General features: G+C 33.3%; 13 protein-coding genes. 1 reads left to right on the forward strand and 12 read right to left on the reverse strand.

The genetic code is table 11. The annotated features are described in order from the left end of the window. Positions 1-15: 15 nt before the first annotated feature. From AB3G36_RS13210 to AB3G36_RS13265, 12 genes are all read right to left on the reverse strand, one after another. Positions 16-2,262 carry a GH92 family glycosyl hydrolase gene (locus tag AB3G36_RS13210; RefSeq protein ID WP_367753491.1) on the reverse strand — a complete coding sequence of 749 codons (2,247 nt, stop codon included), beginning with the start codon at positions 2,260-2,262 and terminating at the stop codon, positions 16-18. 14 nt (positions 2,263-2,276) lie between these two features. Continuing rightward, complete coding sequence (locus tag AB3G36_RS13215; protein WP_367753493.1) at positions 2,277-3,761, reverse strand: alpha-L-fucosidase; 1,485 nt, start codon at positions 3,759-3,761, stop codon at positions 2,277-2,279. Between the two features lie 44 nt (positions 3,762-3,805). Next, entirely contained in the window at positions 3,806-6,115 is a 2,310-nt protein-coding gene (locus tag AB3G36_RS13220; protein ID WP_367753495.1) for a GH92 family glycosyl hydrolase, read from the reverse strand. 3 nt (positions 6,116-6,118) lie between these two features. Then, complete coding sequence (locus AB3G36_RS13225) at positions 6,119-8,440, reverse strand: family 20 glycosylhydrolase (protein WP_367753497.1); 2,322 nt, start codon at positions 8,438-8,440, stop codon at positions 6,119-6,121. A gap of 2 nt (positions 8,441-8,442) precedes the next feature. Then, the gene (locus AB3G36_RS13230) at positions 8,443-11,589 is read right to left on the reverse strand and encodes a glycoside hydrolase family 2 TIM barrel-domain containing protein (protein WP_367753498.1); all 3,147 of its coding nucleotides are present in this window, start codon (positions 11,587-11,589) and stop codon (positions 8,443-8,445) included. A gap of 13 nt (positions 11,590-11,602) precedes the next feature. Next, a complete protein-coding gene (locus AB3G36_RS13235) occupies positions 11,603-12,619 on the reverse strand; it encodes an isoaspartyl peptidase/L-asparaginase family protein (protein WP_367753500.1) in 1,017 nt (338 codons plus the stop codon). 13 nt (positions 12,620-12,632) lie between these two features. Then, positions 12,633-14,867 carry a GH92 family glycosyl hydrolase gene (locus tag AB3G36_RS13240; RefSeq protein ID WP_367753502.1) on the reverse strand — a complete coding sequence of 745 codons (2,235 nt, stop codon included), beginning with the start codon at positions 14,865-14,867 and terminating at the stop codon, positions 12,633-12,635. Between the two features lie 7 nt (positions 14,868-14,874). Next, complete coding sequence (locus AB3G36_RS13245; RefSeq protein ID WP_367753504.1) at positions 14,875-15,960, reverse strand: putative glycoside hydrolase; 1,086 nt, start codon at positions 15,958-15,960, stop codon at positions 14,875-14,877. A 7-nt stretch (positions 15,961-15,967) separates the two neighbouring features. Then, a complete protein-coding gene (locus AB3G36_RS13250) occupies positions 15,968-17,035 on the reverse strand; it encodes a carbohydrate-binding family 9-like protein (protein WP_367753506.1) in 1,068 nt (355 codons plus the stop codon). 8 nt (positions 17,036-17,043) lie between these two features. Next, complete coding sequence (locus tag AB3G36_RS13255; protein ID WP_367753508.1) at positions 17,044-18,009, reverse strand: glycosidase; 966 nt, start codon at positions 18,007-18,009, stop codon at positions 17,044-17,046. Positions 18,010-18,100: 91 nt separating this feature from the next. After that, positions 18,101-19,978: a sodium:solute symporter family protein gene (locus AB3G36_RS13260; protein WP_367753510.1), complete on the reverse strand. Its 1,878-nt coding sequence runs from the start codon at positions 19,976-19,978 to the stop codon at positions 18,101-18,103. Continuing rightward, a complete protein-coding gene (locus AB3G36_RS13265) occupies positions 19,978-22,227 on the reverse strand; it encodes a GH92 family glycosyl hydrolase (protein ID WP_367753512.1) in 2,250 nt (749 codons plus the stop codon). The genes AB3G36_RS13260 and AB3G36_RS13265 overlap by 1 nt, the downstream gene beginning before the upstream one ends. 128 nt (positions 22,228-22,355) lie before the next feature. Here AB3G36_RS13265 and AB3G36_RS13270 point away from each other — a divergent pair, with 128 nt between their 5' ends. Further along, positions 22,356-23,414, forward strand: coding sequence for a sensor histidine kinase (locus AB3G36_RS13270; protein WP_367753514.1), 1,059 nt, complete (start codon positions 22,356-22,358; stop codon positions 23,412-23,414). Positions 23,415-23,457 lie beyond the last annotated feature (43 nt).

Genomic DNA, 23,457 nt, shown 5'->3' on the forward strand with positions numbered 1-23,457 from the left:
TGGGTAGTGTATTAATTAATTCTGAATCACTTTTAGCGTATTTCCATTCACAAATTCATCATGTGAAATAAAGAAACTATCGTGTTTTTTTCCGTCTAATAGAATGGCTTTTATTTTACCATCAGTATTAATTTCTCTTTCAATGACTATACTTTTCTTTTTATAGTATTTTGGATCCAATTGTATCGTGATTTTATCAAAAAGTGGGGTAGTAATCGCATACAATGGCTCGCCTGGAGCAATGGGATAAATCCCCATCATAGAATACACTAACCAAGCTGACATCGTTCCTGTATCATCATTACCAGGTAATCCATTGGGTTTGTTTTGAAAGTATGTAGCAACTAGTTTTTTAACCAATTCTTGGCTTTTCCATTCTTCTCCTTTTAGATAATTAAACAAATAAGGATAAGCGATATCGGGTTCATTTGCCATATCAAATTGCTTGCTATCAAATACTTTTTGCAACTGATTACTGAACGATTTATTTCCTCCCATTAATTTTATCAAGCCTTTAATATCGTGGGGCATCATAAAAGCATATTGCCAAGCATTGCCTTCAATAAAACCTATATTTTCTTCAAAATTAGCTCCTAACAATGGATCGAAAGGTTCGTACCATTTCCCATCTGGAGTTCTAGGATGCAATAATTTTAAATTTTTATCGAATAATTTACGGTAGGATAAGGAACGTTTTCCAAAACGATCTGCATCTTCTTTTTTCCCTAGGGCTTTCGCCAAAAGTGAAATAGCAAAATCAGATGCATTGTACTCTTGTGTTGTAGAAATAGGTCCTCTATCTTTAGTCGTTAAATATCCTTTTTCAATATAATCTTTCAGTCCTGGACGTAATGGATTATTTTCAATTTGATCTGCGCCTTTCAACATCGCTTCGTAGGCTTTTTGCACATCAAAATCCTGAATGCCTTTTAAGTACGTGTCAGCAATTACGATGCTAGCAGGGTCACCCACCATGGTAAAAGTTTCGGTAGAATTCAATTCCCATTTAGGCAACCATGCATTTTCATCATACATTTCTAACATGCTTTTAATCATATTGGATTGTTGCTGTGGATAAGCCAATGACATTAATTGATGTAAATTCCGATATGTATCCCAAAGTGAAAAAACGGTATAACGAGTCCCATCTGTCTTCCCTATTTTCTCTCTTTTTATTTCAGGATATTCTCCGTTGACATCATTTAAAATATTGGGATGAATTAAAGTATGGTACAATGCGGTATAGAAAATAGTCTTATTCTCTGTGGATCCACCTTCTACTAAAATTTTAGAAAGTGCCTCGTTCCATTCGTCATAGGTTTCTTTATAAACCGTTTCAAAGGATTTGTTTGCAGTTTCTTTTTCTAAATTTTCACGCGCATTTGCAATACTTACATACGAAACTCCAATTTTAACTTCGACTGTTTCGGCTTTTTCAAATTGATAAGTAAAATAAGTTCCTATACTGTCCCCTACAACCATTTTGGTGGTATTATCCATCATTCTAGTTTTGTCATTGTAGGTCATCCATTGTGCTTCAACACCTTCATATTTGGATGGTTTTTTCCAAACTCCTAAAGTAGCTGCTGGCTTAGAAAATTTTGCAACAAAATAAACGGGATAAGCAGCTTCTGGACTATTGTAACAAAACGAACCAACGGAACGCATTCCTTCAATTTCAGTATTTGACACCACTTTTACCATCGCACCTTCTTCATTGGTTAAACCTAAACCTAGATTTAATAAAATATTGGATTGTCCTTTGGGAAAAGTAAATTTGCTTACTCCTACTCTTTTGGAAGCTGTAAACTCCGCTTTGATATCGTATTTGTCAATATTAAGTCCATAATACCCCGTTTTTGCCACTTCCTGAGAATAAGTTGAACCGTATTTTAAATGATTGATTTCTACAGCTCCAGTTGTAGGCATAATCAGTATTACCCCTAAATCGGGACAGCCTACACCGCTTAAATTTACTTGACTAAATCCTGTTAAAAATGTATTTTCATGAACATAGGAATTTGATAACCATCGACTGTCTTTTTCTAAAGGCAAATTTTGTGACCCAGCTACGTTGAACGGACTGATACTTGCCATTCCTCTAGGTGCAATAGGACCCGGAAAAGTAGCTCCATAATTAGAAGTCCCAATAAGTGGGTTTACAAAATCTGCTGGTTGTTGCCCGTACACACTACTACCACCAAAAGTCAGCAGTAAAATAAGCAGTGTATTTGGTATAGTAATTCTATTTTTAAAAAACATACATTTTAATTTTTCTATCGGTTAATCTTTTCAATTTTTAAAGTCCAAGCTTCTTTACAAGGTAAATTATTTCTTAAACTTTCTGGAATGATTACTCTAAATCCTTCGCCTAGTTTTGTCCATTTTAATTTTAATGAAGAACCTAACATTGTAATTTTTGTTCCTTTTTTTGGACTAATTGATTTTAGCACAAGTTCTGAAGGAATTTTATTTTCTCCTGTTTTTGCCATATAAAACAAGAAAACATTTCCTACTTTGTTTTGAGTCATACAAATATTATTTTCCTTGTAAGGAGCAATAGGTTTTGTATTATAAATAGCAGTACTATTTACCTTCATCCAAGCTCCATATTGTGCTAATAAATCATAAGCTCCTTGCTGCCATTCTCCATCAGGACCTGGAGCTACATTTAATAACAAGTTTCCTCCTTTAGCAACTACATCTATCAACATTTGAATTCCTTGTCTTCCTGTCATGTATTTTGCGTCCGGAGTATAGGACCAACCACCACCAGAAGTGATACACGATTCCCAAGGATAAGGCAACGTTTTTTCGGGAACACGATTTTCAGGTGTCAAATAATTTTGATTTTTACCGTGAACCGCTCTATCTACTACAATCAATCCTGGCTGTTTTTGACGTGCTTCCACGACTAATTCATCCATTTTGATGTCTTGATTAACTACTCTGTGTTTTATAAATCCGTTTCCTGATTCATTCTCTGCAAACTTTTCAACATACCCTTTTTTCACTTCATTTTCTGGTGTTTTAGCAACCCAACCACCATCAAGCCATAAAATATCTACTTTACCATAATCAGAAAGCAGTTCTAAAATTTGGTTATGAGTAAAATCAGTATATTTTTTCCATTTATCTGGGTAAGTAGCTGGATCATAATTTACATTTCTGTCAAAAGGCGGGAAATAAGGATTCCAATAGTTTTTGTTATGCCAGTCCGGTTTAGAAAAATAAGCTCCAATCCACATTTTTTCTTTTCGAAAAGCATTAAAAACTTCTTTTGTAATGTTTGCTCTAGGGTTTGTACTAAAAGCACATTCGGAATCGGTTACTTTATAATCAGAATATTTAGTATCAAACATATTAAATCCGTCATGGTGTTTTGTAGTAAATACCATGTATTTCATACCAGCAGCCTTAGCTGCTTTTGCCCATTTTTCAGGATTAAATTTCACTGGATTAAAAGTCTTTTTTAATCCTTCGTAATCTTTTACGTAAGTATTATAATTTGCTGGATCGCTTCCCTTTGTACGTTCACACCATCCATAATCTTCCGGGCAAATTGACCAAGATTCTACAATTCCCCATTCACTATAAGTTCCCCAATGCATCAACAAACCAAACTTTTTTCCTTGCCATTCATCTAGATTTTTTAATACTAATGGATCTGTTTCTGGTACATATCGTTCATCTTCATATATGGCCTGCGAAAATAGTTGTGCCGAGAACAACATCGCGAGTATTACTATTCCTTTTTTCATCTTTAGTCTATTTATAATTTTTAATCAACTTTAATTTTAAAATCTTATTTAGTTTCGTTACTTAAAGAATAAGGCACATTTTCAGGTTTACCTGCCCAATCTTTATTAGGAGTATCTCCTAAATTAAAATCTAATTTCCCTCCTTTTTGAACGTCTTCAAATTTTAAATAACTATTAGAATACGTCTTCCCGTTTAATGAAGCAGACTGAATATAAAAATTGCTTTGAGAGTTGTCTTTTGCATCAATCTCAAATGTTTTTCCATTTTCTAAATGAAGTATTGCTTTTTTAAACAATGGGCTTCCTATTACATATTGATTCACTGCTGGAGTCACTGGATAAAAACCAAGTGAACTAAACACATACCAAGCCGATGTTTGTCCGTTATCTTCATCACCACAATATCCATCAGGAGTAGCAGCATATAATTTAGTTAACACTTCTCTTACTTTTTGCTGTGCTTTGTAGGATTGATTAGCATAATTATACAAATAAATCATGTGTTGTATTGGCTGATTTCCATGAGCATAATTCCCCATATTAGCCACTTGCATTTCTCTAATTTCGTGAATAGTTTGTCCGTAGTATGAATCATCAAAACTTGGTGGCATTGAAAAGACTTCATCTAGTTTTGAAGCAAATTTATCTTTACCGCCCATCAAATTAATTAAACCTTGTACATCATGAAAAACAGACCAAGTATAGTGTAAACTATTTCCTTCTGTAAATGCATCTCCCCATTTTAATGGATTAAAAGGACTTTGAAAATCACCTTCTTTATTTTTACCTCTCATTAAATTTACTGATGGATCAAATACATTTTTATAGTTTAACGATTTCTTTAAATACGTATTGGCAATATCAGTTTTGCCTAATTTTTGAGCCATTTTACCAATAGTAAAATCAGCAAAAGCATATTCTAAAGTACGTGCTACATTTTCATTTATTCTTACATTATAAGGAACATATCCTAAACTATTATAATAATTAAGCCCTTCACGACCAACTGAACTTACGGGTCTTCCTTTCTCAACAGTTGCATTTTTTAACATGGCTTCCAACAGCAACTCTCCATTGATATTTTTACCACCTTTTAGAAATGCATCTGCAATTATCGTAGCCGAATTTGACCCAACCATACAATCTCTATGTCCTGGACTTGCCCACTCTGGTAACCATCCTGACTCTTTATAAGTGTTTGCTAGACCATCCATGATATGACTATTCAATTCAGGGTACATCATATTAAAGAATGGAAATACTGCCCTAAAAGTGTCCCAAAATCCATTATCAGTAAACATATAACCTGGATTTACTTTTCCGTTATAAGGGCTATAGTGTACTACATTGTTATTCTTATCAAACTCGTAGAACTTTCTTGGAAATAACAATACACGGTATAAACTAGAATAAAATGTTCTAATGTGATCTATATTATCATCTTCTACTTGAATTCTACTTAATTCTTTTTCCCAAGCTTGTTTTGCTTTTTCTTTGGTTTGTTCAAAAGTATCAGTACCAATTTCTTTATCTAAATTTAATTGCGCTTGCTCTGGGCTTATAAATGAAGAGGCTACTTTTACATGCACCACTTCGCCTTTTTTAGTTTTAAAACCAATAATTGCACCTACATGTTTCCCCTCACTTTCAGTAGAGTTTTCCATTAATTTCCAACCATCAGTCCATGTATCGTTGATTTCAAAATCTTTATCAAACTCGGCCACAAAATAATTATGGAAGTTATCCGGAACACCACCACTATTATTACGACAGTATCCAATTATTTTGCGTTCAGCTGGAATAATTTTCACCATCGATCCTTTAAAAAAGGCATCTAACATGATGTATGAAGTTTTAGCTTCTGGAAAAGTAAATTTAAAATGAGCTGCTCTTTCCGTTGGGCTCACCTCTGCAGTCACATCATAATCTGCTAAATAAACAGAATAGTAATATGGTTTTGCAATTTCGGCTTTGTGAGAAAACCAAGATTCACGCTCGTCTTCTTTATATTTTAAATCTCCTGTTACTGCCATCAATGAAAAGGCAGCGTAATCATTAATCCAAGGACTTGGCTGATGTGTTTGTTTAATCCCTCTAATTTTATTATCATCATACTTATAACACCAACCATCACCCATTTTTGATGTCGTAGGGGTCCAAAAGTTCATTGCCCAAGGGGTCGCAATTACAGGATAGGTATTTCCATTAGATAAACTATAATCAGAATCAGTTCCCATCAACGGATTAACATAATCTACAACATTGACTGCTTTTTCTGTTGTTTTTAAAAATTCAATTGTCTTATTCGAACAAGAAAAACACAATAAATAAACTAAAAATTTTAAATATTTCATATCTTAATTAATTACAATTTCATCAAAAAACATAAATACACTTTCTCCTTTTGGAGATTTCTTCAAATTGGTTGCTATTACCTTTACAAATTTGGCATTTATAGCATTAAAATTAATTATAAAATCTTTTAATTCCGATTTTGAATTGGTAACAAATGGATGTAAAAGTTGCCCCATTTCTTTATAAGTAACTCCATCATTTGAAACTAATACTTTTATTGCTATTGGAAAAAATATACCAGCACCTTGATTTTCAATCGAACCTAATCTTACCTCATTGATACTTTGAGCAGCTCCCAGCTCAATAACAGCTTCCATATCATTAGCTAACCAAGCTTGCCATTGACCATCATGAAAATCCTTAGTACCTCTAATAATATTTACTAAGCTTAATGGACTGTTTCCTTTATAATTGTCATTGTACGACGTTTTAAAACTTATTTTACTGCCAAACCCTTTATGAAATTGAATGGTATCTGTAAGGACTTTTCCTCTTGGTTTATCATTTTCGAATAGAGAAGCTTTTAAGATTGTTGTTTTTTTAAGAACAATCGAATCTGTATATTTGATTGGATTATGAGTTAAACTTTTATCGCCAAAAACATAACGAATATCTTTTTTTTGCAATTCATTTTTCAACGCCACTTTCACTGTTTTATTTTTTAAATCAGCAGTTGAAGAAGAAATTACTAGATAAGCACTTTTAGCATAATTTATTCCTAAATAATCAAAACGATTCAATAAACTAGGTAATCTATTAATAAAAGTTTTCCAACTTCTCACTTCTTTTGGGCTCCATACGGCTTCCGCCAAAGCAGCTAATCTTGGAAAAATCATATATTCTGATGCTGATGGAGTAGTAATATATTCCGACCATAAATTGGCTTGACCACCTAAAACATGTTTAGCTTCAGCAGGAGTCATTGATTCTACAATAGGATCAAATTCATACACTTTACTCAATGGAAGAAAGGCATCAAAAGCTAATGGTTCTTCGTTTTGCGGACCTTGATAAAAGTTAATATAACAATGAGAATCTGGTGTCATAACTACATCATGTCCTTGCTCTGTAGCTTCAATTCCACCTTTGGTTCCTCTCCAACTCATAACAGTTGCATCGGGAGCTAGACCTCCTTCTAAAATCTCATCCCAACCTATCACTCTTTTACCTTTAGAATTGATGTATTTTTCCATTCTTTTTACAAAATAACTTTGTAATTCATGTGTACTTTTCAATCCTTCATCTTTCATTCTTTTTTGGCAAAACGGACAAGTTTCCCAATTAGTTTTGGTTGCCTCATCTCCTCCAATATGAATATATTTAGATGGAAAAATAGCAAAAACTTCATCTAATACATTTTGCAAAAATTCAAAAGTAGAATCTTTACCTGCGCAATAAATATCAGTAATTGGCCAAACTCCTCCAGAAGGAACACCAATCTGTTGGTTAAAACAAGCTAACTCAGGATAAGAAGCAATAGCACTACTTACGTGTGCGGGCATCTCTATTTCTGGAATAATTTCAACATTTTTTGATTGTGCATATTTTACAATTTCTTTTAGTTCCTCTTGTGTCAAAAATCCACCATAAGTCCCTTTTTCATCTGCATTGACCTTACGTCTTGAATTCCAAAAAAGATTTTCTTGATTTACTCTCCAGCCTCCTACTTCGGTTAATTTAGGGTATTTTTTGATTTCAATTCTCCATCCTTGATCATCTACTAAATGCAAATGCAATACATTCATTTTTAGCATCGCCAAGCGATCAATTGTTTCTAGAACATATGCTTTGTCGAAAAAATGACGGGATAAATCCAGCATCAATCCTCTCCATTGAAAACGGGGCTCATCAGTGATAGTCACATTAGGTACTTCCCATTTTACATTAGGAACAATGGACTTACTTTCGATCGCAGTTGGCGATAATTGTCTAATAGTTTCAAGAGCATAAATAAAACCTGCATTTTCCTTAGCTGTAACAATTATAGCTTTAGCATTAACTTCCAATTTATATGCTTCTCTATTAAGGTTTTTATCTACTTTAAACAAGATATAATTGCTTTTTGGCACCTTTGTCGCAAATTGCGGTTTCCAGCCAGCTGCAGCTTCAAACTTGTTGATTAAAGCAGTTGCAATCTCTTTTTGAGAATTTCCATTTACGATAAACCTAGTGGAATTAGAAAATTGAAATTTTCCCTTATTCACAATCATCTTAGCAGGTACAGGGATAATATGAATATCTTTCTCTGTGAGTGCATTTTGACACACACAAGATCCAGAAATACCTAGCAGTATTGCTAAAATTAGTGTTTTTAATCTACTCATTTTTATTGGTTTAAGGTTGGTGTAATTTTAAATTGGTATTGGTAGATTTTATCTAAAAGTCTATATTTCTCCATTGGCCAGGACTGCCAACTGTCAATTCCTCCAATTCCCATTTGTTTGAAATCAATCTTTAAACTCGTCAAATCTCTTTCCATAATATCAGCGGCATTTCTCTGATCTTTTTCTAATCCATCATCACAGTCATCCGTTAGATAATGCAAAGCGGTAATCCCTAATAAATCTTCTGATTCTACTTTTAATTGTATTTTATCATTCGATAAATTCAGCCAGCGAACATCTGTTTTATTTCCCGTTTCTTGTGGACGTATATAGGGATAATATTGTTCCGATACGGTTTGCTTGTACAAACCTACATGCGAACTGTAATTTCTATCTATATAATTTTCATGTGGTCCTCTACCATAATATTCCATGGTGTTGAATGTTTTTGGTACTACCAATTCCATCCCAAAACGAGGCAACATAGGTTCTTCCTTGGTTTTATCAATATTCAAAACTTGCTGAACACTCAATTCTCCGTTACTATTGATTTCATAATTCAACGCTAATTCAGCAGCAACCTCTGGCAAACTATAAGTTGCTTTTACAATTATTTTATTGTCTTTTGTAATTGTAAAATTCCAAGATAACAACTTTGGATTTTCCATTGCCTCTTTCCATGGCAATAGTCTTTGTTGCAATCCTGCTCCAAAATCATTGTCATTTGGCGCACGCCAAAAATCTGGTCGCAATTGATAGCCTTCTTTTAAAATAGTCTGATTATCAAAAGTATAACCCGAAATGAATCCTGTTTTTTCATCGAAAATGATCTCCGTTTTATCACTTTTAAAAACTGTGGAATTTGGATTTTTTAAAACTATAATTTTTGCAGCTCCTACAACTTTTGCGTCATTTTTCCACCGCCCTACTAAAAGAAGTTGTTCAGTAGCTATTTCGAAATCTTTCGGTAAAAATGGTTCCTCTTCTTGTAACGTATAACTTACATTTACGAAAGCTTCTTGAAACTTTTTCCCTTGTAGATTTATAAGCAAAACATACTCTTTAGATTGTTGTGGATTAATATCCAAAGAAGCAATTGTACCATTACTATCTTCTACTCCATCCAACATTAATTTCCAATGCAGATTCACATTTGATAAATCTTTGAAGAAAAATTCATTAAAAACTTTTATAGTTGTTGCCTCTTTATTACTCCAAGAAGTTCCAATGTTTTGATATACATTTCGCATTTCAAAAGCATGAGGATTTGGTTGGCGCTCTGGGTTAAAAACACCATTGTTCAAAAAATTATTGGCACTAGGAACATCTTTTGGACCAAAATCTCCACCATAAGCAAAAACCTTCTTTCCATCTTCCCTTGTTTTATATACAGATTGGTCTATCATATCCCAAACAAAACCACCTTGAAAATTTTTATGTGTGCGAAATACATCCCAATAATCCTTGAAATTCCCCATTGAATTCCCCATGGCATGTGCGTATTCACTTAAAATATAAGGGCGCTCCGGATTTGGATTCGCAGCAATATATTCTTCCATTGCTGTTGGTGCGCTGTACTGCGGATCAATAATATCTGAATCCCAATCGAATTTCATGTTTTTACCATCCCATCCTGCATAGGAGGCTCTTTCGTACTGAATAGGTCTTGAAGCATCTCTATTTTTCAACCATAAATAGGCACGATAAAAATTATAACCATTTCCACCTTCATTACCCATACTCCAAATAATTATCGAAGGGTGATTTTTATCTCTTTCGACCATTCGGCTTATTCTTTGAAAATGTGCTAACTCCCAAGCGGTTTTGTTTCCTAGGGTTTTATCAACATCATAGCCCATTCCATGTGATTCTAAATTGGCTTCATCAACCAAATAAATTCCATATTTATCACACAATTCATAAAAATATTCATCATTAGGATAATGAGACATTCTAAGCGCATTGATATTGTATTGCTTTAATATTTGAATATCTTGCTCCATGCGGGCTCTAGAAATCGTTTGTCCCGTTGTAGGGTCTGTTTCCATACGATTGACACCTTTTATGTAAACCGCTTTACCATTTACTAAAAGTTGTCCTCCTTTGATTTCTACTTTTCTAAAACCTACATTTTGCGGAATCACTTCGACTACATTCCCTTTTTTATCCTTTAAAATAAAATTGAGTTGGTATAAATTTGGAACTTCAGCACTCCATTTTTTTGGATTATCTACAGCAAGATTAAAAACTAATTTATTGGTTGTATTTAGTTTTTGCGTATTCGAAAGAATAGTTTTCGCACCTTCTTTCAATTCTACTTCTAAGAAATAAGAATCTTTTTTATTATAGCCAGAAAATTCAGTTGCAATTTTTAATGTCCCGTTTACATACGAAGCATCTAAATCCGGCGTAACTTCAAAATCTTTAAGATGCACTTTATTCCTTGCATACAAATAGCTTTCTCTAGTGATGCCACTCATTCGCCAAAAATCTTGACATTCTAAATACGAGCCATCACTCCATTTTATCACTTTTAGCGTAATGGTATTTTTTCCTGTTTTTAGAAAAGAGGTAATATCGAATTCTTGAGGTAATTTACCATCTTCGCCATAACCAACATACTGTCCATTTATCCACACAGTAAGATTGGATTTGGCTGTTCCTATGTGTAGAAAAATTTGTTTCCCATCCCAATTTTTATCGATGGTAATTGCTCTTCTATAAACGCCTGTAGGATTGTATTTTGTTGGGACAAAAGGGGGATTTATAGCAATATATTTAGCAAAATCGTAGGTTGTATTGGTATAAATCGGATAACCATAACCGTTTACATCCCAATTGGCTGGAATTTTAAAATCATCCCAAGTTGTATCATTAAAATCACTTTTTTCAAATCCACTAGGCAAATCATTCGGACTTGCTACATATTTAAATTTCCACAATCCATTGATGTCCAAATAATTTTCGGAAAGTTTCCAATCATTTTTGGCTAACAAAGCTTCATTTTCATACACAAAATAAGAAGCGTGCATAGGTTCTCTATTATCGGCATTGATTTTTTCATTTAACCAAAAAGGTGTTTCCCCCTGTGCAAAAGACGGAGCTACCGACGCAAGTATAAAAGTGAATATAAAGAGTGTATTTCTCATTAAAAGTTACAAATTATTTATCCCAAGTCATTTTGAATTTAGCATCTTCCATTCGGTTTCCTTTTTCATCATCGCAAACTGCATAGTTGAAACCAGAACGTAAACTATATCCAGAATACTCCCCATTTTTATTAAGTGCGATAAAACCAACTTGCAAGTACTCCATATCTTTATGTTTTTTATGCTTGTTGTAAATGCGCTCGGTGATTTCTTTACAAGCATCAAAGGGTGATTTTCCTTGACGCATTAATTCTACTACCATGGCACTTCCTGCAGTTCTTATTACCGCTTCACCTAATCCAGTAGCTGCTGCTGCACCAACTTCGTTATCTAGAAAAAGACCCGCACCAATGATTGGGGAATCACCAACGCGTCCGTGCATTTTCCAAGCTGCGCCACTTGTAGTACAACCTCCTGCCAAATTACCCTCTTCATCAATCATGAGCATACTAATAGTATCATGATTTTCTATATTGATAACTGGTTTATATTTCGATTCATTTAGCCATTTTTTCCAATCCTTTTCGGATTCTGGAGTTAACAAGTTCTCCTCTACAAATCCTTCCGATAAAGCAAATTGTAATGCTCCTTGACCTGATAACATAACATGTGGAGTGTTTTGTAAAACTCTTTTGGCTACCGAAATAGGATGCATTATCCCTTCCAAAAAAGAAACTGAACCACAATTACTATTGTGATCCATAATACAAGCATCTAGCGTTACTTTTCCTTCACGATCTGGATATCCCCCATAACCCACGCTTCTAATATTGGGATCAGCTTCAGGAATTTTTAAGCCCGATTCAATCGCATCTAATGCAGGTTTTCCTTGTTTTAATTGTACCCAAGTTTCAGCATTGGCAGGCAAACCATGATTCCAAGTAGAAATGATTACTGGTTTTTTAGTTTTTTTTAAATCCGTTACTTTTTCTTCCTCTACTTCATTAGCAACACTTTTAAAGCTAAAAAAGGAGCCTACAGCAAGTGTTCCTAAAGTTGTTCTTTTTATAAAATCTCTTCTGTTTGACATGATTTTGATTTTTTTAATTATAAATTTTAGAGGATAATGCCATGCTGTTATTGTTGCTTTTAGGCACGTTACCCATTGTGAAAATTAAAGTCCCTCCTTGCATAATTTCATTATGCGTAATATAATTTCTATTCATTTTTTCACCATTCAATTCAATAGATTGGATATAAATATTATCTTTAGAATTATTCTTTGTCTTAATAACAAATGTTTTATTATTCTCTAAATTTAAAGTAGCGTTGTCAAACATTGGTGCACCAAAACTATAAATACTTTGTGCTGGATTTACTGGATAAAAACCTAATGAGCTCAATATATACCAGGAAGACATTTGTCCACAATCTTCATTACCACAATGTCCATTTGGCTCGTTTTTATATTGCGTTTCTAAGATCTCTCTCACTAACTTTTGGGTTTTCCAAGGTTTATTAATATAATTATATAAATAAGCCACATGATGACTTGGTTCGTTCCCGTGCGCATATTGCCCAATCATCCCTGTGCTAAAAATGGGTAATTTGTCTTCTGGCAATGGTTTTAAAGTGAACATAGAATCTAACTTTTTTTCAAATGCATCCTTTCCACCAACCACTTTAATTAAACCTTCAATATTTTGAGGAACAGACCAGAAATATTGCCATGCGTTACTTTCGCAGAAATAAGGAGTATAATCTTTTGGTACAAATTCTTTTAAAAACTGCCCGTTCTTAAATTTTGGACGCATAAAATTACTTTTTGAATCATATACATTTCTCCAATTCTCTGAACGTTTTATGAAATATTTATAATCGGTTCCTTTATTTAATGCTTTTGCAAATTGAGCCAAACACCAATCATCATATGCGTATTCCATCGTTTTTGAAACCGACCAGTTATCGCCGCTTTCATCAGCTGGAACATATCCTAAAGTTTTATAACTATCATATTGTCTTGAATCAACCATGGAGCTTTCTTTGCACGCTTTATAAGCCAACTCTACATCAAAATTTTTAATTCCTTTAAAATAAGCATCAACAATTACTGGAATAGCGTGATTTGCAATCATCATATTGGTTTCATTTCCTTGCAAAGACCACACGGGCAATAATCCTGTTTCTTTATAATGAGCTAATAAAGAATTGATCATACTTGACACCCTTTTTGGGTGCAAAATAGTGTACAATGGATGTGCAGCTCGGTACGTATCCCATAATGAAAAGGTATCGTACCGATCAAAAACCTGAGCATTATGAATTTTACCATCAGCACCTTTGTAATCCCCATAACAATCACTTAAAAGTGTGGGTGCTAACATGGATTGGTACATCATGCTATAAAAAACCTTCTTCTTATTTTCATCAGCGGTGGTTACCTCTATTTTTTGTAATTCTTTCTCCCACAAATTATTTGCTCGTTCTTTGTATTTTTCAAAATTAAAATCGGGTGCTTCCACTTGTAAAGACTTATAAGCTCCCTTAATAGTAGCCGTTGAAAGCCCTGTTTTTAAAATGATTTCCTCATTATCAGTTGTCTTATAATTTAAAACAATTTTTGTTTTTACGGCTTCAGCAGGACTCGTTGTCAATGAATCATTTTTGTAAATTTGATAGGATTCAAAAGGTTTAGAAAGTTTTATTACAAAATATGCCCTTTGGTCTTTTGCCCAACCAGTAGATTTTCTATACCCTTCAATAGTGGTATTATCGACTACTTTTATATATGTTTTTGTGGGAGCATCCCAATTTAAAGCATACCCCAAATCGATATGAATTTGTGAAGCATTATCTTTAGGAAATGTATATTTATGAATACCTGTTCTGGCAGTTGCAGTTAGCTCCGCTTTTATACCAAAATCCAATAAATCAACAGCGTAATAGCCTGGAAAAGCTTTTTCTTTTTCATGTGAAAAACTAGAAAAAGGCATGAAGTTATTATCTTTTATTCTATTTACAAATCTACTGTTGGTGGGCATTACTAGAATATCATACAAATCGCCAGCACCAGTACCCGTTAAATGCAGGTGTGAAAAACCGGAAATAATAGAATCTTTATAATAATAACCAGCAATTCTATCCCAACCTGGAATCCCAATATCCGGACTTAACTGTACCATTCCATAGGGCACAGTAGCTCCAGGATAGGTATTCCCCGGACCATCTGTGCCTATAAAAGGATTTACATAATTGGTTAATTGAACATGGCCTGATTCATACCGACCGCAATTATATATTAGGGCTAGAAAAACTATATATAGTAGACCATGTTTCATTATACTATTATTTTAAACTTTCTTTAGTTTCTTTAATCGTTCTTAATTGTTCAGGAGTTATAGCGGGTCCATCAAAGAAACAAACTCCTTTAGCTCCATTTTCTTTTGCTAATAAAATAGCTTCTTTCAATTCTTCTGGAGATTTAAAAGCGGGTAAATAAACACCTGTATTTATTTTAGTTTTTTTTCCTAGTAAGTCCGAAACACCTTGTTTAGTTGCATAACCAACCCAATCTACTTCTTCATTGTAAAAACCATGATAAATCATAGGATAAACCTCATCAATATCCCATTTATCCCAGCGTTGACGTACCATGTGATCAGCCATTTCTGGGTAAGGAAATACGGCAGCCGTTAAATTTTTATGGTATTTGTGAACAATTTTGTAAGCATCATCAACAACTGCCTTTATAGCATTTAGTCTGAAATTTTTCCATTCCATATCAATTGATGTGTTATGGCTTTCTTTTGGATTTTTATGATGTATTTTTTCAAAAGCTTTTATACATTCATCACAATAACAGAAATCATATTGGGGTAGCTCCTCGTCTTGCACCAAATTGTATTTGGGCAACAAACCAATTGGTAAGAAAATATCGGGGAACCGAATGTAGTCTAAATGTACACTTTCGATTCCGTCTACTTTAGCTAATTCTTCTACTAAACCTAATACGTGATTTCTAGATTCTTTTCTAGTTGGACACAACCATTGGTAATAATCTACGTATGGACGATTATCAAAACAAGACTTTCCTTCTTTACTAACAGCATACCAGTCGGGGTGCTGAAGTGCTATAGAATCACCTGGTCTGTTCATGGCCATAATCCAAGCATGAACTCTTAACCCATTTTCTTTTGCGATTGGAACTAATCGTTTCAACAATTTTGGATCGGTTCCTGTATTGATTAATACTTCATCAATTCCAGCATTTTTATACTTCGCAAATTCTTGAGCATAATCTGCATTTGTTCTCTCCTTATGTGCCGTTATCCATACCCCAAATTCAAATGGAGTTTTTTCATCTTCTTTTTTACTAGCACATGAAATGATACTCAATGCTAGGATAAAAAGTAATAATTTAGGTAGTCTCATCGTTTTTTTAGTTTGATATAATTTTCCCATCTTGTTTAATAATTAACGTTTTATTTGAAAAAGGACTTCTTATTGTAATATTAAATCCTGTTGAATGATTTTCTAAAACAGGTTTTACCATTTTACCATCAACAACAATACTAGATTTAGTTAGACTATCTAAAGATTTAGCCCATGCCTTATGAGTTTGGTAATATTTTTTTTGAGCTCGGTAAAGGCTGTATAATTCCCACTTTAATTTTTCCTCTTGTGGAATAATAAAACTATCGGTTCCCGCTTTTGAAGAAAAATAAACATAACCCCATTTTTCAGGTTCATGCATATTGATTACACCTTGTGGAGACCATACCCAATTATACTCTTGTAAAAATTTCCCGTCTGAACCTTTCTTTCTTTTGTATGTTCCATTTGTTAAAGAATGTTGCCAATTTACCCTAGAGAAATTTACTCTCCAAAATTGATCTACTGGAATATTATTTTCACCAAAGGACTTTCTATAAGCTGCCCAAGGAATTGCCATTTCCAGCACCCAACCTTCATCGGTATCATTGGGATTATTGATTGTTCCGTTTATTTTAACGGCCGATTTTAATCCCGATATATTCCAGTCATTCAATACTACATTATCATTCTCACGATAGGGTTTTGTCAAGAATAAATCCCAAGCTGTATTTAAAGCGTTTATTTCTAATTCGTAATAATTGAATGTATCACCATCCGGATCAATAAAAACCTCAAAATCATTGTTGTAAAAAATAATAGTGTCGCGCTGTTTTAGATTAGCCCAAACATGTGGTTCTTCCATCTTAGCGAGAATGTAAAAATTAGTCTCATCCCATAGCATTTTCACCTTAGTGTTGTACTTTGGTTTTTCCACTCCTTCTATGTCGGTAAAAGGATCTGACCAATCCACTTTTGACCATGAAGCATCCGATTCATCGCCATCGATAACGATTGTATCAAATACTTTATGAACAACATACGATTTAGGGATAATTCCTTTTTTTGATTGTGAAAAACCAATAACAGAAATTAGACTTAATACAACTGATAACCATTTCAATTTCACAGCCATGCTTTTTTTTATAAACTATTGTCTTTTGTAAACTGAAGTACTTCGCTTAATTTACCAAATGCCATCGCTACAACAGTATCAGCAGCACCATAATAAACGGCCAATTTATCTTCTTCCATATCATGTAAAGCAGCACAAGGGAAAACTACATTTCCTACGTCACCCACTTGCTCATACAACTCAGCAGGAGCTAATAAATAAGGTTGTGTTCTATACTTTACAATATCAGGCTGATTTGTATCTAAAATAGCAGCTCCCATACTATAACGGAATCCATTACACGTATTGATTACACCATGATACAACATTAACCAACCTTCATCAGTAAGAATAGGAATAGGTCCTGCTCCAATTTTTGTACATTGCCAAGCACTGTCTTCAAAAGGAGTTGGCTTCATTACGCATCTATGCTCTCCCCAATATTTCATATCTGGACTGTAACTAATCCAAATATCTCCAAAAGGAGTATGTCCATTATCACTTGGACGGCTTAACATGGCAAATTTACCGTTGATTTTTTGTGGAAACAATACCCCATTTCTGTTGAAAGGCAAATAGGCATTTTCACATTGAAAAAATTCCTTAAAATCAAATGTATATCCAATACCAATTGTTGGTCCATTGTATCCGTTACACCAAGTAATCCAATAACGATCTTCAATAAAAACGACACGGGGGTCATATTTATAATCTGATTCTATCATTTCAGTATTACCCGCTTGCATTACAATAGGCTCATGATTGATATCCCAGTCCATTCCATTCTTGCTAAATCCAGCAAAAATATTCATTTGGACTGCTTTGTTGTCACATCTAAATACACCTGCAAATCCATCTCCAAAAGGAACGACTGCACTATTAAAAATACTATTTGATGATGGTATTGCATACCTGTCAATAATTGGATTTTCTGAATATCTCCAAATTACTTCATTGCTGTTTTCTGGTCTATCTTGCCATGGAATTGTATTCACTATATTTAATTTATTTGTTAAACTTAACACTATCTTAGGTCTAATTCATTTTTAATAATCACACCCGATTTAAACTTATACTATTCTTCTTTTAATTTTTTATTTTTCTCACTTTATCCAACCACGTATATTTTAAAATAATCGAAGTAATCAAGAAAATTACTAGTGATACTACCGTTTTGGGATAATCTCTAATTATAAAAAATATTGGAAGGATAATCATGCTTGATTGCCATATAATTCCAATAAGACAGTTCAGCATATCTTTTGTAAAATCATTGTTTTTTTCAAAAGTTAGATCTTTACTTTTTAGTTCATTATAAACTGGTTTCCACCATCCCCAAGGTCTTACATTAGTATAAAATGATTTTAACACTTCTATATCTGTAGGTTTACTAAAGAAAGTCCCTAGCAAGCAACCCAAAGTAGAGAAGGTCAATATAACTGGAAACAAATAGATAGCTTGCACTTCAGACAAATCGTATAGAAATGTTCCAGAAGTGAAGTTCCCTTTATTTTGGTCTAAAACAAATTCTAAAGACGCAACCACTAATCCAGAAAACATACCCCAAAAATACCCCCAACCATTGAAACGCCACCATATCCATTTTAAAAAGTTGGCTGCTACATAACCCCCAAACAATGCACTTGTTATCCATAAGGTCAAGGAATTAATAGAATCAGCAAAGAAGCCCATAAAAACACCCAAACCAACTACTAAGAAAGAAGCAACTTGACTTATTTTAATATAATGAGAGCTAGACTCATTTGGCTTGAAATATTTTTTATATAAATCATTAACAATATAGGCTGGTCCCGCATTTACAAATGCAGAAAAAGTAGACATAAATGCCGCTAACAATCCAGCTAATAACAGTCCTTTTATTCCAACGGGAATATGAAGATTAATTACTTTTGGCATTAATACTTCTAAATCGGCACCACTTAAATTTGGATTAATAGCCATTTCAGGAGCTAAGGTTACCAATGCTATTACAACGATTCCAGCAATTAATAAATATCTAGGAATAAACAAAATAAGGTTTGTAAAACCACTCATGTATGCGGCCTCTTTTACAGATTTAGTGGAAAGAATTCGTTGCAAATCATAACTTGGTGTTGGTCCAGCTATACTAGCAAAAAAACCTTTAAACAAAGACATTCCCACTAATGAACCAAACATTTTATAGCCTTCAGTATTAATTAAATTATCAAAAGCTTTGAATTTTGCACCCCAGTGTGATCCTAATTCCGCAGAAAAGAATACATTTTTCCATTCAGGAGTAATTACAGAATTAATTTGAACATCAGTGTAATTAATCAATGTATAGCCAGCAACAAGTACTCCTGCTATCACCATAATCCCGTATTGCAATACTTCGGTTGCCACCACCGAAAACATACCTCCTTTTATCGTGTAAATTGTTGTTAAGAAGATAACCAATAAAGCATACGATTGCTCCGAATTTAATACCATCATATCTCCTATTTGAAGGGCTAAATTCCAAGGTAAAATAATGGTCATAAACTTACCAATTCCTTCAAAAAAGTAGGCGATAAAACCTATCGTAGAAACAATGGCAAAAACAGCTACAATTATATGAGAAGCTTTACCTGCATTGTCGTTACCAAAACGGGTTAAAATCCATTCAGATCCTGTCATGGTATTTGATTTACGGATCCAAACTGCCAAAAACATCATGACAAAGATTTGATTCCAAATAGGCCAAAGCCACATAAACATAAAACTTTTGACACCATATAAAAACAATACCCCAACCATCCAAGCCGTTCCAGATACGTCAAACATACCTGATCCGTTACTTAAACCTAGATAATACCACTTTATAGAATTTCCCCCTAAAAAATAATCATCTAATCCTTGTGAAGCTTTTCTAGAAATCCAAACTCCAATACCTATGGTTAATATTATATAAAATACAATTATTGATACATCAATGCTATCCATTACTTTACTGATTTAATAGTTAAACCCCATTTTTTATTAGGTTCAGATCCCATAACGAAATATAAAATACCACCTTGTAAAAGTTGTTGATGTGAAATTGTTGTTTGGTTGAATACAACTCCATTTAGAGTAGCCGATTGAATGTAGAAATTCTTGTTGGAAACATTTTCTGCCTGTATAACAAATGTTTTTCCATCTTGAAGATGAATTGTTGATTTTTCAAAAATTGGACTTCCTATTTCGTACTCACCAGAAGCTGGATTCATAGGATACAATCCCATTGAACTAAATACATACCAAGCTGACATTTGACCGCAATCTTCGTTACCACTCAATCCATTAGGTGTAGTATTGTATTGTGTATCTAAAATATAATGCACCCAATACTGTGTTCTCCATGGTTCATTAGCATGATTAAACATATAGGAAATGTGATGACTTGGCTCATTACCATGTGCATATTGTCCAATTAATCCCGAAATATCTGCAGAAACATTATCTCCAGTAATCTCTGAACTTTCAGTAAATAATTGTTCTAAACGTTTTACGAAAATGTCGTTGCTTCCATGTAATGCAATAAAGTCATCTACATTTTGTGGTACAAACCAACTGTGTTGCCAAGCATTACCTTCCGTATAATCAGTATGTTCTCTATGATTAGAGTGTTTTGGATCAAAAGGTGTATTCCACGTTTTTCCGTCTTTTGATTTTCCACGCATAAAGCCAGTTATTGGATCAAATAAATAGCGATACGCTTGAGAACGTTTCAAGAAATAATCATAATCCTCATTTTTTCCTAATTCTTTAGCCATTTGAGCTACACACCAATCATCATAAGCATACTCTAAAGTTATTGTTACTGATTCATCCAGTAAGTCATAAGGAATATAACCGTATTGTTTGTATAAATTCAATCCGCGTTCGTCTTGCATCATGGTTGCTTTCATAGCGGAATAAGCTTTTTCAGCATCAAACCCTTTTATTCCGTTTTTATACGCATTAAGAATCACAGGAATCGAATGGTAACCTGTCATCGTATTGGTTTCATTCCCGTATAAGGTCCAAACAGGCAATATTTTTTTAGTTTCGTAATAAGCTAACATAGAATTTACAATATCCGAAGACTTGTCAGGAGCTAATAAAGTCAACAAAGGATTTTCGGCTCTAAAAGTATCCCAAAGCGATAATGTAGAATAAGCCGTGTAATTAGTAGCAGTTATAATTTGGTCATCTTCTCTTCTAAACTGCCCGTTCTTATCACTATAAGTAACTGGCGCTAATTGGGCATGGTAAACAGCAGTGTAAAACATCGTTTTTAGCGAATCAATTGGAGTTTCCACTTCAATTTTGGATAATGTATTACCCCAAATTGTTTTGGTTTCTGATTTTGTACTTTCAAAATTTCCAGTATCTAAATTCTCTTTGGCATTAGCCAAACTAACCGAAGACAAAGCTACTTTTACAAACAACTCATTGTTTTTATTATTAACAAAAAACAATTGCGAAGTTACTTTCTCCCCCGAAGTTGTAGTTCCTTTTATAACTTTTCCGTCAGCAATTAATTCCTGTCCTGTAATAGACTTAGAAAATTGAGCCACAAAAAATACTTTTTGATTTTTAGCCCAACCTGTGCTGTAACGATAACCACTTATGGTATTATCATTTTCAATCGTAATCCCTGTTTTTGTTGATTTGTCCCAATTGATTGCAAAACCAAGATCCACTACTACAGACTGCATGTCATTTTTAGCAAATGTATATTTATGATAAGCAGTACGTTTTGAAGCCGTTAACTCCACATTAATTTTAGGGGTTTCAAGAAAAACTTGGTAATATCCAGGTATTGATGTCTCATTAGAATGGCTATATGTCGACTTATAGGCAAGTAAATCTCTAGAAGTAGGTTGTGCTTTTAAATCTACCTTTTTATTTATTGGCATAAATAATATATCGGCCAAATCACCAATACCTGTTCCGCTTAAATGCAAATGGCTAAAACCTGCCACTATGGAATCAGAATAATGGTAGCCCGAACACCAATCCCAGCTAGAAACACCATTATCAGGACTTACTTGAAGCATTCCAAAAGGAACGGTTGCTCCTGGATAAGTATGCCCATGCCCACCAGTACCAATAAACGGATTAACATGTTCGATAAAAAGTAACTTAGAGCTATCATTTTTATCTATCTTTATCTTACAACCTGTAAGTAAACCTGCAGCTAAAATAAATAAGGAAATTTTCTTCATAGGAATCTATCTGTATATAAAAATAAAATTATTTAAATTTAGCCTTTTTTAAAACTTATTTAGACAGACGACATATAAACTGAGCTAAACATCAAAAAAAACAGTTTCAAACACTCATTCTTTAGAAAATGAATTTCAATTCCAGCAAATTTTACAAAATACCATTACATTATCATATAATATTTTGGTTGATTTATTTTTTATTCAACACCTTTCGATGGGGAAGTTATTTCAATGATTATCTCTACTCTTTTAAAACAAATTTATTGGGTTTCCCAATTCACATTACCCTGTGTTATTTGAATATTTTAATTCTGATGCCTAATTTGGTGTATCGAAAAAAATATACACTATATATCCTTTCGGTTATTGCCGCATTATTTATTATGGTTTTGGTAAAGTTTAATCTTACTTATCTTTTAATTAGCCATAATGTTTGGCCAGAAGGCCCCGAACAAATAGAAAAATTATCGTTTAACTATTTTATAGACATGATGATTGGCGAACTTTATGTAATTACATTTGTTACAGCCATAAAAATTACATTTGACTTTTTAAATGAACAAAAAAGAGTAACCGATCTTGAAAAATCACAATTAGAAACGGAGTTGCTTTTTTTAAAATCTCAAATATCTCCGCACTTTTTCTTCAATACACTTAATAACATATACTCGCTATCAGTAGAAAAATCAAATAAAACGCCAAAAGTGGTAATTAAACTTTCCGAGTTAATGCGTTATATGTTGTATGAAACAAAAAATAAGAGACAAACCTTAGAAAATGAAATTCTATGCATTCAAAACTATTTGGATTTAGAAAGAATCAGAAATGACGACCGATTAGAGATTAATATGTCCATTTCTGGAGATATTCATGATAAAGAAATAGGCCCCATTTTATTACTGACATTTGTTGAGAATGCTTTTAAACATGGCGTAAATAAAAATATTGGAAAAGTAAAAATTGACATTAGCTTCGAAGTTAAAGAAGATTTTCTTTATTTTACCATTAAAAATCCAATGCCTGCAATTACAAAACACAAAGACAATTTAAACATATCAAGTGGTATTGGTATTGAAAATGTCAAAAAAAGACTGGAATTAGGATACAATAAAAATGATTATAAGTTAAGTTTTAAAAATAAAAAGAATAGTTTTGTCGTTAAGCTTATCATTAAAGTGTCTTAGCAAATGATATCTTTTTTTTTAGAATATACCCCTATAAATTATT

It is taken from the genome of Flavobacterium sp. WC2430 (assembly GCF_040822075.1).
In the GTDB taxonomy this organism is placed as follows: Bacteria; Bacteroidota; Bacteroidia; order Flavobacteriales; family Flavobacteriaceae; genus Flavobacterium.